The 12,972-nt window shown below is 59.1% G+C and carries 12 protein-coding genes and 1 pseudogene; 9 read left to right on the forward strand and 4 right to left on the reverse strand.

Going from position 1 to position 12,972, the window contains the following annotated elements:
• The first annotated feature begins 6 nt into the window (after positions 1-6).
• Positions 7-810 carry a helix-turn-helix transcriptional regulator gene (locus AC13QE_RS22495; protein WP_488485317.1) on the forward strand — a complete coding sequence of 268 codons (804 nt, stop codon included), beginning with the start codon at positions 7-9 and terminating at the stop codon, positions 808-810.
• Between the two features lie 122 nt (positions 811-932).
• Here AC13QE_RS22495 and AC13QE_RS22500 read toward each other — a convergent pair.
• The 4 genes and pseudogenes from AC13QE_RS22500 to AC13QE_RS22515 form a co-directional block, all read right to left on the reverse strand.
• A pseudogene (locus AC13QE_RS22500) lies at positions 933-1,397 on the reverse strand (integrase); the annotation flags it as partial.
• Positions 1,394-1,642 (reverse strand): type II toxin-antitoxin system Phd/YefM family antitoxin, encoded by a 249-nt coding sequence (locus tag AC13QE_RS22505; protein WP_488485318.1) that lies wholly within the window; start codon positions 1,640-1,642, stop codon positions 1,394-1,396. The gene AC13QE_RS22505 and the pseudogene AC13QE_RS22500, both read right to left, overlap by 4 nt.
• A 12-nt stretch (positions 1,643-1,654) precedes the next feature.
• Entirely contained in the window at positions 1,655-2,032 is a 378-nt protein-coding gene (locus tag AC13QE_RS22510; RefSeq protein WP_488485319.1) for a type II toxin-antitoxin system VapC family toxin, read from the reverse strand.
• Positions 2,029-2,313, reverse strand: coding sequence for a type II toxin-antitoxin system Phd/YefM family antitoxin (locus AC13QE_RS22515; RefSeq protein WP_488485320.1), 285 nt, complete (start codon positions 2,311-2,313; stop codon positions 2,029-2,031). The genes AC13QE_RS22510 and AC13QE_RS22515 overlap by 4 nt, the downstream gene beginning before the upstream one ends.
• A gap of 179 nt (positions 2,314-2,492) precedes the next feature.
• Here AC13QE_RS22515 and AC13QE_RS22520 point away from each other — a divergent pair, with 179 nt between their 5' ends.
• The 8 genes from AC13QE_RS22520 to AC13QE_RS22555 all read left to right on the forward strand — a co-directional run bounded on the left by AC13QE_RS22520 (position 2,493) and on the right by AC13QE_RS22555 (position 12,936).
• Positions 2,493-3,638 carry an RHE_PE00001 family protein gene (locus AC13QE_RS22520; protein ID WP_488485391.1) on the forward strand — a complete coding sequence of 382 codons (1,146 nt, stop codon included), beginning with the start codon at positions 2,493-2,495 and terminating at the stop codon, positions 3,636-3,638.
• 152 nt (positions 3,639-3,790) lie between these two features.
• A complete protein-coding gene (locus tag AC13QE_RS22525; protein ID WP_488485321.1) occupies positions 3,791-4,771 on the forward strand; it encodes a DNA-methyltransferase in 981 nt (326 codons plus the stop codon).
• A 178-nt stretch (positions 4,772-4,949) separates the two neighbouring features.
• Positions 4,950-5,369 (forward strand): hypothetical protein, encoded by a 420-nt coding sequence (locus tag AC13QE_RS22530; RefSeq protein ID WP_488485322.1) that lies wholly within the window; start codon positions 4,950-4,952, stop codon positions 5,367-5,369.
• A complete protein-coding gene (locus tag AC13QE_RS22535; RefSeq protein ID WP_488485323.1) occupies positions 5,359-5,739 on the forward strand; it encodes a hypothetical protein in 381 nt (126 codons plus the stop codon). The genes AC13QE_RS22530 and AC13QE_RS22535 overlap by 11 nt, the downstream gene beginning before the upstream one ends.
• Positions 5,720-6,424, forward strand: coding sequence for an ImmA/IrrE family metallo-endopeptidase (locus AC13QE_RS22540; RefSeq protein ID WP_488485324.1), 705 nt, complete (start codon positions 5,720-5,722; stop codon positions 6,422-6,424). The genes AC13QE_RS22535 and AC13QE_RS22540 overlap by 20 nt, the downstream gene beginning before the upstream one ends.
• 37 nt (positions 6,425-6,461) lie before the next feature.
• Positions 6,462-7,778, forward strand: coding sequence for a hypothetical protein (locus tag AC13QE_RS22545; protein WP_488485325.1), 1,317 nt, complete (start codon positions 6,462-6,464; stop codon positions 7,776-7,778).
• Between the two features lie 29 nt (positions 7,779-7,807).
• On the forward strand, positions 7,808-9,661 hold the full coding sequence (locus tag AC13QE_RS22550; protein ID WP_488485326.1) for an ATP-binding protein: 1,854 nt from the start codon (positions 7,808-7,810) through the stop codon (positions 9,659-9,661).
• A 68-nt stretch (positions 9,662-9,729) separates the two neighbouring features.
• The gene (locus AC13QE_RS22555) at positions 9,730-12,936 is read left to right on the forward strand and encodes a protein NO VEIN domain-containing protein (RefSeq protein WP_488485327.1); all 3,207 of its coding nucleotides are present in this window, start codon (positions 9,730-9,732) and stop codon (positions 12,934-12,936) included.
• The last annotated feature ends 36 nt before the right edge of the window (positions 12,937-12,972 follow it).

Here is a 12,972-nt window from a genome sequence, read left to right on the forward strand (position 1 = left end):
GAGCTAGTGAGTATCGACCTGGAGACGCTGTTTACGGCCTTCAATGCGACGGTCGGCAAGCCTGCCATGACCGATGCCGGTTTTGGCGATACTTTCCGGCAGATGATGACAGCACTCGTGCGCTTCGACTATGTCGTCGTCTTCGCCTATCGGGCAAAAGAGCGGCCGATCGATCTCTACAACACCTTCGATCGCGACGAGCACATCGTCTTCGTCACACTCTATCAGGCAGGTCCATATCTGCTCGACCCCTTCTACCATACCGCTCGCGAACGCCGTGAAGGTGTCTTCAGGATGCGCGAATTGGCGCCTGACAGGTTCTTCTCCAGCGAATATTACCGCACCTATTACGTCCAGACCGGACTTGCCGAGGAAATCGGCTTCTTTGTGCCTATCGATGGCGATATTACCGTCGTGCTTTCGCTGATGCGGCAGGAACAGACCGGTGTTTTTCCACCCGCCGAGTTTACAACGCTGAGAAGGGTTGAGCCGCTCGTGGCCAGCATGGTGAAGCATTATTGGTCCGGGCTCGCGCCGCGCTTCGATGCCCAGCTCGCAGCAAGGGGCAAAAGCCGCCGCAAAAACGAAGTCCTCCCTCGCGCCGATACCGTATGGCACGATCTAAACCTCACAGGCCGCGAAACGGCAATCGTTGAACTAGTGCTCCAGGGGCACTCGTCGGAATCAATCGGCCTGAAGCTCAACATCGCGACGGGGACGGTGAAGGTCCATCGTCGCAATGTCTATCGTAAGCTTGGCATCTCCTCGCAGACCCAGCTCCTCTCGCTTTACCTGAAGAATTTCAGCTGAGTGGCGGCTGGTTCAAGCGACGGCGTGGTCGTCGAAGGCTCGGCGCCTGGAGAGGTCCGAGCAGTGACCGGCCTAGGCGGTGATGGCGTACTCGACCCCGATCAGCGAGGTCATGACCACTCGGCGGAAAACGATCCGCTCAAACCGCGCCAGCGAGTAAGGATCGACCAGGAGGTCAGTCGCCGGCGTACGGTGTCGGGTGCATGCGGGCCTTCTGAGCGTAGCAGCCCTTGGAGACGCAGCTCGGCCTCGATGTCGGCCGGCATGCCGTGGCTGGGATCCTCTGCACGCTCCACCGGACCCCAGAGATGGTGGGCGACGAATTTCAACAGCAGCTTTCCGGCGCCGGCCAGGGAGGGGGAACCGGTCGCCAGATCGCACCAAGCCTCGAGATAGACAAGATCGAAAGCGAGAGCCCGTAACGTATTGGCGCCCGCACCTTCCTTTGCCAGATGCTTGAGCGTGGCGACATCGTCGTCCGTCAGTAGGGTCGCGAGCTGATGGCGGCGGGCAAAGGGCAGAATGGCATCGAGCGTATCGAGTTCCTCGGCGCGCCTTTCAACCGAAATTGATGACGCGCCGCTCATTTCGGCAGTCCGTTCTCGTCATAGAAATCGTCATGGTTTGACGTCTGATCACCGCTTGCCGGGCGACCCTCGGCTGCCAGCGCCAGAAAATCATCCATCTTGCCCTGGCCCGGCTTCGGGGCCGCCGTGAGGACGGCGATAGGCTGCCCAGCACGGCAGATGACGATCTCGTCGTTGCGCCGGGCGAGATCCACCAGCTCTTCGAATCGTTCGGCCGCTTCGGGAATATCCGCAAAAATCTTCATTGCTATTACTCCTTACCAGACCCGTTCGTGCAGCACTGTGTCGAAAGCCACGTCCAGCGATACGAAAGCGCAATGTTCCAGCCGCGTTTGGGCGGCGAGAATGCGATCCCAGGGATCGCGGTGATCCCAGTCGAAGCTTGCCGCCAGCTCCGCATGCAGATCGCTGATGGCGAGCGTCTGTAGGCCGCTGGCGGTGACGGCGGCGCGCAATTCCTGCGGCTTCAGGTCGAGCTTCTTCAGCCGCATCTTGTTGTCGAGCTCGTAGAAGGAGACGGCGCTGACCAGAACGGTGTTGGCCTTATCCTCGATCAGGCCTCGGGCCGTGTCGGAGAGCCGATTGCTGCCGGTCGTCCACCAGTAGACGGCGTGGCTGTCGAGCAGCACCTTCATGGCTCGCGCTCGGCTGGTCGGCCCTGCCAGATGCCGACATCGTCGTTGAAATCGCCTGCGTCGATCGTCGCCTGCTCGGTGTCGACATCGTCGAACAGGTTGTCGGGCAGGCCGCGCTGGCGCAGCAGGCCGAACGGTCGTTTGCCACCGTCGGCCGGGCCGATGCGGGCGTAGACTTCATTGCCGCGCATGATAACAATTTCTTCACCCTGGTTGGCTCGTTCGAGCACCTCCGCGAAATTCTTGCGCGCTTCGCTGATCTTGTAGCTGGTCTGGGGCATTGTGCGCTCCGATAGTGGCTTTTGACGCTACTGTAGCAGCGTGAACGCTCGCGTACAAGACGTTTGTACTTATCACTATCGATACTTGATCACTATCGATGGTTAGGCGTGGCCTAGCGCAGTCTATCCAGTAGCGAACTCAAACATCGAGATAGATTTCCTTTAGCAAATCATTTACCATAATTTCAATGGTTTACGATCTCGCAAAAATCAGTACGACAGCCCTGATGCGGCCGGCTTTCGACGCCAGCGTCGCGCTTGCCCGCCTCGACGAGCGCATCGCCCGCTCGCTGGTCGGGCCGGGCTTCCTTGAACGCCAAAGTTTCGCTGATGCCTGTGCTTCCCTCTGGATCGACGGCGAACTCGTTCATCTCGAAGACCTCGTCCTCCACGACGCGACTCGCGACATCCGCACCCCCACCCACGAACTCACCATCGCCCGCGACGTTCTTCGCACCCGCCGACGCGTCGCCGCGCAGGCGCCCGACTGGGCCTTGTCCGCAGAGGGTATCCGAATTTTGCGAAAAACGTCGGATATCATGTCGGCAGATACTGATCAGGCGGCGACTGCCGGCGCTATCCGCCGCGCCGTCGCGATTGATCGGGAAGGGAAGGGGGATGACGTTGAGGAAAGCGAAGCTCTCCCCGGCGTCGACTACGCCGCGATCGACACGGTGTTGGCCCGATCGGAGGCGGCGATCGAACAAGCAAGAAAGCCCGGACGGGCTTCCGGCGATGCCCGGGAACGAGACCCCCTCGTCTATGATCTTGATTGGGATGAGGACACGCGGCTTGAGGAGTGGCGCGGCGTCTTGCGCCAGGCCGAACATCTGCCGGCAGTGCTGCAGGCGATCATCGCCCTCGATGCCTGGAACGAGCTTTCCGTCTTGCAGCATGCGCCCTGGCTTGGCCGGCTGCTTGCCGCGTCGATCCTGCGCCAGGCCGGCATCACCACCGGCGCCCATTTGGCTGCCATCAATCTCGGCCTTAAAACCATTCCCGTCGATCGGCGTCGGCATCGCGATCGCGAGACTCGGTTGCTTTCCATCGCCCATGGCCTCCTTGCGGCGGCTGAGATTGGCTTGAAAGAGCATGACCGGCTGGCGCTGGCAAAAACGATGATGGACGGAAAACTGGAGGGGAGGCGGACATCTTCAAAACTGCCGGAGTTGATCGAGCTGGTGATGGCGAGACCGCTCGTGTCCGCCGGGATGGTGGCCAAGATGCTGGAGGTCACGCCGCAGGCGGCGCGGCGGATCGTTTTGGAGCTCGGCCTCAGGGAGATGACGGGGAGGGGGAGGTTTCGGGCGTGGGGGGTAATGTAGAACTGCCATCGCTCGAGCATTCGCTCCTCAAATTCATTCCGGATCTTCTCCAGCGCTGCTAGTGCAGTGTATAGACTGCATGAGATTCGCGTTAACCTTGTGAAATTTTATCTGATGTAATTTTTCAAATCACCGGATCAAAGGACCCAGCCGTGACAGCAAAACTAAATTCTGTTGGCGATGTTCTTCGGAACCTTTCGAAGAAAGATGGCGCATCGGATGGCAGGCCGCGCCTGAGAAGTATAGCAGGGCGGCAGAAATTTGATTTTGGCCTCCTCGATCCCACCACTCTGATGGACGCCAAATATGGCCACTCTAAAACGACGCCGTGGATTGTTAGCAACGACGACGCGTTGTCCGGTGTAGGGCGCCTACCCGATAACTTTGTCGACTGTATCGTGACAAGCCCGCCCTATTACTGGCAGCGTGACTATGGGATCGAAGGTCAGACCGGTCAGGAAGATTCGGTCGAGGATTATGTCGAGGCGTTGAGAGCGGTTTTCAGCGAGGCCCTGCGCGTTCTTAAGCCCTCCGGGACTGCTTTTGTCGTGCTCGGTGACACTTATTATTCTGGCAAGGGCCAGCCGCGCGGTGGTGACCCGAAGCAGACGTGGCGCGGAGTCGCGCGTCAGAAGTATCGGGCTGTGGATCGTCCGGGCTTCGGTGTCCCGAAGAAGTCTCTCCTGGGTATTCCGTGGAGGGTCGCGCTTGCCCTGCAAAATTCCGGCTGGGTGCTCAGGTCATGCGTGATCTGGCGGAAGACCAAACCTCTCGCCGAGCCAAGCGTGCGCGACCGTCCGTGGACGACCACTGAGACAATTTTCATACTGACAAAGACAGGTCGCTATTATTTCGATCGGGAGGGGCTAGCTGGTCAGGAAGACGTCTGGGACATTCCCGCCCGCAACGCTCTCAAACGTTATCGCCATGCCGCGCCTTTTCCAGAGGCGCTCGCTGAACGATGCCTTGCTGCTGGATGCCCGAATGGGGGTGTCGTGCTCGATCCTTATGCGGGTTCAGGAACGACTTTAGCTGTGGCAGCCAGCCAGGGACTACCGTCCATCGGCATCGAGCTGAACCCCAAGTATGTCACGCTCGCCCGCCAACGCCTTACCCATCTGGATTCGCGGTAGGGGTGCCATGGATCTGAAGGACGAGCTCAACGAAATCCACGAGCGGATGCGTGCGGGCCGGCCGACAGCGTCGCGCGACCTCTATGTGGCAGCACTGAAACCGCTCAAGGGCTTTCTCAAGGCACGATTTACCGCTCTCACCGAGGATGAGCTCTATGATCTCGCCTCGGATGCCATCATGATCTATGTGACCCATCCGGAGGGCTGCGATACTGAGAAGAGTTCTCTTTGGTCTTATCTCTGCCGTATCGCGCAGGCCGATGCCATCGATTTGCTGCGCAAGTCCGGCAAGCGCCGGATGCTTCTGAAAAAAAACACGCAGACCGATGTCGAGTTTTGGGCCGCCCGCGCGAAAGACGTCTTCAGAGACGAGGATGCGATCGACGCAAGGCACATCATGAAGCTTTACGGCCGCAGGCTCGCGACGAACGACGTGGAGGCGAAGGTCCTGGCGTTGATTCTCAACGGAGAAAATCAGACGAGCGCTTTTGCCCAAGCAATGGAACTTAATCCGTCCGCTGCTGACATTGAGCGGATGGTGAAGCAAGCAAAAGATCGCATGCTCTTGCGAATGAAGAGGTTGCGCGATGAACTCTGACGAACGTTTTCTGGAGCGCGCCGCGCGCCGCGCGGCCAGCGGGCCTGCTCCGCTTCTGTCTTCTCTGGTCGAGCGGTGGCGCAAGACGTTTCCGAACCAGGATGTCGGGGCCACCCTCGGCAGTTCTCCCGAACAACTGATCGAACTTAGCCTTTGCCGGCGCCCGCGCGATGAGCACTGGATCGAGGACGTAACGGAAATCGCATCGGCACTGATGATCGATATGGACCGGTTGATATCGTTTCTTCGCACGGCAGAAGCCGTCGAGCAGTTTGCGACCGCCCATCCGAACGACCTTGCCCAGCAGGGCCGCCTCCTTGCGGCGCGCGATCGTATTGGAGACGACGACGATGGCCAGACGGAACATTGAGGCCATCGCTGACACCTTCTGGCGCTCGGCCGGCGGTAGAGCACGGTTTGGTTGCCCTGTCGATATTGGCAAAGCGGCGCCACGGGTCCTTCCCGTAGCGATCTTGCGGATCAACGGCCTCGACACCTCGGTTATGTCACAGCTTCTCACCGACACCGGCGCCGATCCCTGGACAAGCAACCTGCGCCGTCCACTGCGGGGCTGCGTGATCGCTGATGTCGGAAAGGCACTGATTCTGGTCGACGGGGACGATCCAGAAGATCAGCAGCGCATGACCATCGCGCATGAGGTCGCGCACTTTCTGCTCCATTACCTTAAACCGCGCGAAGATGCGGTAACGGCTTTCGGTCCCAATGTCATCGCGGTTCTCGATCGTACTCGTCCTCCAACGCCTGGTGAACGATTTTCGGCGGCCCTCCGCAATGTCCCGATCGACCCTTTCCGCCATGCGATGGATCGCGAGCCTCTTAACAGACGATCGGTCGCGGCCATCGAGGACGATGCAGACGACCTCGCCATCGAGCTCATTGCTCCATGGAAGGACCTCAAGGCGCTGGCAAACGCGACACCGGGCGCCTTGAGGGAACGCTACGGCCTACCGTCCGAAATCGCATCGAAGATTGCCGGTTTTCTACGTCCATCCGGAATCAGCAGAGGCGTGCTCGGTCTCTTCGGCAAAAAATAAATGTCGAGGTTCTCAATGGTCACGCGAAGGATAGGGCATGATCACGAGAAATACTTTGGAGGCCACCATGGCGCTCGATGAGATCAAGGATGTGCCACAGGGGGACGGTAGGGGTGAAGCAAGCTTGTTTGCCTCCGGGCCATCGATCGACCCTATCGAAGATGTCGAGGTCGCCCAATCGCTGGAAACGGAGTTCAAGGAGGCATTGAACCTCGACAGCTGGACGTCAGGCGAACGGATGGATCAGCTCACGGCGCGCCTTGAGCGCGAAGTCGAAATGGCCGCCAAATACGAAGACGATATGGGGCCGCGGGTTCTGCGGAAACTGGAACAGGCCTTGCCGACTGCTCCCGACCGATCGACCGAAAGCGGGATCTACAATCTCACCATCGATGATATCGCTGCCGCCATCCGTAATGTCTTGTTCAACGGTTTGGTCGAAGCCTGCGACGGAACGCGAGTATCCGTGACGACGTTGCCTGTTACGGTTGTCCAACTGGGCATCTGTCTGACGTCCTATATCGGCACTGGAGATGGTGGCACCATTGGCCATCGCCTTTATCGCCACGACATCATGCGCAAGAACGGTGATGCGGAACAGGAGGTGCTGGATTTCCTGTCTCGCCGTGCTCGTCTCAAAGCAAGCGAGCGTGCGCAGGCTGAATATGGTGACGACGGTCAATTGGTCAGCATCAGCGACATGCTCTGCAGGGCCCTCATGATCTACGCGGAACGGGCAATGCTGAGCGAACGGTCTGTTCGACCTTGGCGTCTCGGGCACGGGGGCCCGATGCCGCATGAGCTGATTGTCGGCTCCGGTCGCAACGAGATGGCCTTTGCTAGCCTGACAATGCTCCGCCAACTTCTGCTCGGACATAAGAAGTTCATTTTCGTGCCGAGCGAAATTAGCGACGCTGCTGTCGTGACGATCGCCAATGCCCTTCAGCCGCTACAATATGCGGTGCTGCGCAATACCAAGGACATTATCGAAGGCTATGTCGCCGGTAGCAGTTACGAGCGGCCGCATTACAAGGCTTCCGGTCTCTATCAGGCGGTGCGCAGTTTCCAGGAAGACGTCGGATCCAAGGTCGTGCTCGGTGTCTATCGGGCGTCGGCCCTTTGCCCCGGACGTGTCTTCTATGCCCATGAAGATCATGTGCACGAGGCAGCGCAGATCGTTATGGCCGACAGCGCCCTCCAGGAGGCACGAGGCTTTCCGAACCTGATCGATATCGCTGATCGCACCTGCAAGAGCATGTTCGAGCCGGGCGGCCTGTCCGCGCAGGTCCATGCTGCCCTTGCCCGCAGTGGCTCGCCGTTCCGCTTCCTAGCCGAACGCAATACGCGGACATGACCTCCAACTTCACTGAAGGATTTTAATTCATGAACGCCGCCGACAAAATCACCGACGCTTCCGAACGCCTGGAACGAACCGCCAACGAAAACGGCGGAGCCTATCAGGAGCCCGAGGGATATCGCGGATCGGTTGCCCGCACGATGTTCGACCGGCCGGGATCGGAGGATGGGACTATCACGATCCTGGTGCCCGAGCATCAGATAGGCAATGTGAGCCGAGAGGCCTATGTTCGTATCGACAGCATGCACCCGCGCACGAATACAGTGGAAGCTCAATATCTGGGCGTCGTCGGTTCCGGCCCTTTTGCCGAGCCAGACGCACTTGGCGCCAATGCGCCGACGCTCGTTGTCGCTGCCGCCCACGGTGCCGTGCTGACACCCAAATATCACGGTATCGCGCATGTGGAGGTCTTCGGCGAGAAAGTCGACGGGGTGGTTATTCCACCTCTCAAGCGCCCATGCCCGAATAGCCCGGTTTTCCTGCTTGGTCAGGAGGACACCAAGGCGGTGCTCGGGCTTGACGTCGCCGCCGAAGACAAGCCCGTTCGCCTCGGCCTTTTGGAGAGCGTCAGCTCGATTTCGGTGGAAGTGCCGGCAGCCAAGAAGTCCGTTCTCTATAAACATGTCGCCATCCTGGGGACGACCGGCGGCGGCAAGAGTACCACCGTCTCCGGCAGTATCATGAATTTTGCAAGTGCCGGTAATGCGGTGGTCGTCTTCGATATCGAGGGCGAATACACGACGATGAACGAGCCTACGCAAAATCCGCACATGCTGGCGGCGCTGAAAAAGCGTGGTTTATCGGCGGCTGGCGCGCCGAAGAGCCAGCTACTTTATCTTTCTGGTCGCACACCTGCCAACCCCCGGCATCCCGACAAGCGGGAATTCAAGATCGCCTTCGACGATCTGTCTCCTTACGTGCTTGCCGAAGTCCTGGACTTGAGCGAACCGCAGGAGCGCCGCTTGCTGGAAGCCTACGACATCTGCCGCATCACGATGGAGCGCGAAAAGATTTATCCGGCAACACCTGAGGAGCACGCCGAGGCGCTGGAAATCGACGAGCTTCAGCGCGGCTGGCCGAAAATGTCCATCGAGAAGATGATCGATGTTGTCGCAGCAGCGATCGACTTGATCGAGGGCGGGGCCAACGGCTTCAGGGGCAGGCCGAACGGTTTTCGCGGCCATGAAACCGTTTTGTTGCAGACGCTGAATGCGCGGAAAATTGAAAAGGATTCACGCTCATGGAAGGCAATTGCCAAGCGATTGTGGCGGATGAAATCAGCTGGCGTCTTCGCCAACAGCCAACAGGAGAGGATCAGAGTAGACGACATGCTGGAACCCGGCCGCATCTCAATCGTCGATCTCAGCGACATGGATGCGCCCTATCTGCGCAATCTCGTCATCGCGCAGATCCTACGGTTGCTCCAGTCGCGCCAGGATGACCGCTATGCGGAGCGCGAAGAACAGGTGCGGAAAGGAGCGGAGGCAAAGCCGCTGACCCGCGTTAACATCTTCATAGAGGAGGCCCATGAGTTTCTCTCGGCGCAGCGCATCAAGCAGATGCCTAATCTCTTCGATCAGGTGGCGCGCATCGCGCGCCGCGGCCGCAAACGCTATCTCGGGCTGGTCTTCGTAACGCAGCTTCCTAGTCATTTGCCAGATGAGGTGCTCGGCCTCGTCAACAACTGGGTTCTGCACAAGCTGACCGACGGCGGCGTGGTCAATCGACTGAAAAAAGTCATCCCCGGTGTTAACGAAGCGACGTGGAGATCGCTTCCCAATCTCGCCCCAGGCCAGGCCCTTTGCTCGCTGACGCATCTAACGCGGCCGGTGATGGTAGCCATCGACCCGTCGCCTTGCCAACTGCGCATGGTCGACTAGGCCCTTGCTGCTGAAGGGTGAGCGCCGGTTGACGACCGGCTTACAACAGTAACTCGATGGAGATCGACGTGGCCACGAACTACGAAGCGTTACGAGTAGAGAACGAAATCGAGTACGGAAAGGGGATCAAACGCATCGGCAAGATGCTGCTCGAGGACCGCTACGACAAGCGCACGCATTTCATCTACGAGCTCTTGCAGAACGCCGAAGACGCTTTGCGGCGCAGAGGCGACTGGGACGGTTCGAAGGCCGTGACCTTTCATCTCAGCCCTCAGTCTCTTCGGGTGTCGCATTTCGGCGCGCCGTTCAGTGCGGACGATGTCCGAGGTGTTTGCGGGATCAATGCGAGCACCAAGGATTATACGGCGATTGGCCGTTTCGGCATTGGCTTCAAGTCGGTCTACGCATTTACGGAAAGCCCCGAGATCCACTCCGGCCCGGAAAGCTTCTCGATTGGCGACTATGTGTTTCCGGAAGCTGTGCCCCCGTATGCGCATGCGCCGGAGGAGACTCTCATCATCCTTCCCTTGACTGGCGATGTTGAAAAAGCCTTCGACGAAATCGCCGAAGGGCTTGCCGGCCTCGGTGCGGAAGCGCTGTTGTTCCTGAAACACGTCGAGGAAATCTCCTGGACGATCGAGGGAGGAGGAAGTGGAAGATATAGGCGTGACTCGGTTATCGAAGGTTTCATGCAGGCGGTGAAGCTTCTGACCTCCGGCGATGCAGGTGACCAGGAAGAGACCTACCTTCTGTTCTCAAGGGCGGTGGAAAACGATGGGCAATATGTAGGTCTGGCCGAGATTGCATTCCTCGTTGCGGACCAGGACGGCAAATGGGTTGTCCAGCCGATCGACGACGCGCGCCTTGTCGTATTCTTCCCGACCGTCCTTCCGACCTATACCGGTTTTCTGATCCAGGGACCCTACCAGACCACGCCAAGCCGTGACAATATTCCAATCGATCGGGCCTGGAACGCAGAGGTGGCGGCACTGACTGGCGACCTCTTGGTCGAGGTTCTGGTCCGGCTGCGCGATATGGGACTGCTCGATGCCGCAGCGCTGAGGTCTCTGCCACTGGAGCGGCATAAACTCTCAGGAACGCTTTTCTCTCCACTCTTCGACAAGATGGTTCAGGCATTGAAGGACGAGGCGCTTCTGCCGACCGCCGCCGGTGGTTTTGCGAGTGCGACGGCGGTCCGGCTTGCCCGCGCCCAAGACGTGCGCGATCTCTTCGATGCCGGCCAGCTTGGCAAGCTGCTTGCGACCGAGAGCGACATTGACTGGATGACGCCGGAGGTTACCGCGGACCGGGCGCCGCAACTTCGGTCATTTCTGATGCAGGAGCTCAAGATAGGCGAGCTCACGATCGAGGCGGTTCTGGCGCGTGTCAGCGACGAATTTCTTTCAGAGCAATCCGATGAATGGATGCGCCAGCTTTACGGGGTACTCGCCGGCCAACCAGCGCTTTGGCGGGGAAAGGCAAGGGAAATAGCGTTATTTCGTTTGGAGGATGGCCGTCAAGTTCCCTTCATGAAGCACGGCGTTATCCAGGCGTTCTTGCCGGACAAGGAGAAGACAGATTTTCCGACGGTACGTGCAAGCCTTGTCACCGAGGAGACCTTGAAGTTTCTGCAGGGTTTCGGATTGACGCGGCCCGATCCCGTCGAGGACGTGATCCGCAATCTCCTGCCGAAATATCAAGGCAAGACCGTTGATCTGTCCCAATATGGCGACGACATCGCTCGCATGGTGCGGGCCTTTGATACCGATTCTGCGGCGCAACGCGCCAAATTGGTGGAGGCGATGAAGGGTGCGTTGATTGTCGCTGCCATCCAGGGCGAAACTGGCAAGAAATATGTCTGCTATCCGACGAGCGTCTATCTCAGCTCGAAGCGGATTTCGAGCCTGTTCGGTGACGTCAGCGGGGTCTATCTGGTCGACCAGAGCTATGAATGCCTTCATGGGGAAAAGGTCAGAGAGATGCTGGAGGCTTGCGGATCCACCCGGTATCTGCGGACGGTGCGATGCGAATGCAATCTCTCGGCAGAGGATCGGCACGCCCTTCGGCGTGCGGCCGGATGGGAGGGATTTTCGAGCGAGAACCTGATCCAGGATGTCGATATTGCCGGTCTCGACGGCCTTCTTAAGCTCATTCCTTCCTTGTCCGAGGATGAGCGCCGCGATCGCGCCCGTCAGCTGTGGGAGGCGCTGATAGAGCTGGTTGAAAGGCGCGGACAGTCGGTGCTTGGCGTCAACTACAGCTGGAACTATCATTATCTGCGGTCCACGACGCTCGACGCTGCTTTCGTTCGCAAACTGAACCGGATCGCGTGGATCTGCGATCGGCAGGGTGTACTGCGTCGACCCTGCGAGATCCTCTTCGAAGATCTCGATTGGCCGAGGAGCCCCATTCTTGAGAGCAGACTGACGTTCAAGCCACCAGCGATCGCAGCGCTTGCGCGCGAAGTTGGGATCGATCCCGACGTGCTCGATGAGCTGAAACGCCTCGGTGTCACCGATCTGGAGCAGCTCAGAATGCGCCTGAAGATTGATAGGCCCGAGGAGAAAGCGCCGCAAGCCGATGAAGGGCAACAAACGCCGAAGAACGACACCGGGCGCGATGACGACGACGCTCGAAATTCCACCGGTCCAGGGCCTAGTGTTGGTGGACGCTCGTCCGGTGAAGCGGGAGCTCATAAAGACAGCGCCGGCCACGAAACGAGCAACAGCGGACGATCGGACGGCGACGAAGGCAGTGGCGGACCGGCCGCCTCTGATGGACAGCAGGCAGAGCGCCGCGAATTTATTTCCTATGTCGCGCTCCAGGCCAATGACAGTCTGCCGGATCCGGACGGGATGACACTTGAAGAGCGGATGGCACTTGAAGAAAAAGGCATCGAGAAAATCTTGGCTCAGGAACCTCGGCTTCGTCGAACGGAACCCGGCAATGAGGGTTTCGATCTTTTCGAGGAGGGTGACGGCAGCAAGGTCGAACGATGGATTGAGGTAAAGGCGATGTCGGCATCCTTGTCAGACCGGCCGGTCGCGCTCTCCAAGATGCAGATCGAATATGCCCGCCGCTACGCAAATCGCTATTGGCTCTACATCGTCGAACATGCTGCCGACGATCAAAGGGCACGTCTACTCAAGATTCGTGATCCGTTCGGCGCGGCTCGCATGTTCACCTTCGATCGAGGCTGGGTCAATGCGGCCGACATCGTCAATCTCGAAGGCGATCCGGAGAGCTCCAAAACGATCTTCGCCGACGCCTCCTGATGTTGCCGGGGCCCGTTCGTCATGGCAATTCAGACC

Source organism: Martinezella sp. CNPSo 3957, assembly GCF_057784395.1.

What these genes read in the sequence shown, in the direction of transcription:
- AC13QE_RS22530 (WP_488485322.1), top strand. Translation starts at nt 4,950, where the DNA reads ATGATCTATGTGACCCATCCGGAGGGCTGCGATACTGAGAAGAGTTCT.
- AC13QE_RS22535 (WP_488485323.1), top strand. Translation starts at nt 5,359, where the DNA reads ATGAACTCTGACGAACGTTTTCTGGAGCGCGCCGCGCGCCGCGCGGCC.
- AC13QE_RS22515 (WP_488485320.1), bottom strand. Translation starts at nt 2,313, where the DNA reads ATGCCCCAGACCAGCTACAAGATCAGCGAAGCGCGCAAGAATTTCGCG.
- AC13QE_RS22545 (WP_488485325.1), top strand. Translation starts at nt 6,462, where the DNA reads ATGATCACGAGAAATACTTTGGAGGCCACCATGGCGCTCGATGAGATC.
- AC13QE_RS22550 (WP_488485326.1), top strand. Translation starts at nt 7,808, where the DNA reads ATGAACGCCGCCGACAAAATCACCGACGCTTCCGAACGCCTGGAACGA.
- AC13QE_RS22510 (WP_488485319.1), bottom strand. Translation starts at nt 2,032, where the DNA reads ATGAAGGTGCTGCTCGACAGCCACGCCGTCTACTGGTGGACGACCGGC.
- AC13QE_RS22505 (WP_488485318.1), bottom strand. Translation starts at nt 1,642, where the DNA reads ATGAAGATTTTTGCGGATATTCCCGAAGCGGCCGAACGATTCGAAGAG.
- AC13QE_RS22540 (WP_488485324.1), top strand. Translation starts at nt 5,720, where the DNA reads ATGGCCAGACGGAACATTGAGGCCATCGCTGACACCTTCTGGCGCTCG.